This is a genomic window from Syntrophomonas sp. UBA5494 (assembly GCF_002426325.1).
In genome coordinates, this window is sequence record NZ_DIPG01000009.1 from 26,662 (window position 1) to 26,904 (window position 243).

Below are 243 nucleotides of genomic sequence, written 5' to 3' on the forward strand. Positions count from 1 at the left end.
ACTGGCCTGCGTCAACCGGGCTCTTTCGGGTCCGATCAACATAAACAACGACCACTCCGATTCTATGGGAGCAAGGGACTCCGGCTGGATTCAAATCTATGCCGAAAATAATCAGGAGGCCTACGATAATTTTCTCATGGCTCTGCCTATCGGCGAACACCTAAGCGTGCGCTTGCCGGTGATGACCTGTATGGACGGCTTCATCACCAGTCATGCCGTGGAGAATATAGAGCTTGTGGAGAC

At 52.3% G+C, this 243-nt stretch carries 1 pseudogene; it reads left to right on the forward strand.

The features are described from left to right. Nucleotides 1-243, forward strand: a pseudogene (gene porA / locus B3W37_RS01105) (pyruvate ferredoxin oxidoreductase); the annotation flags it as partial.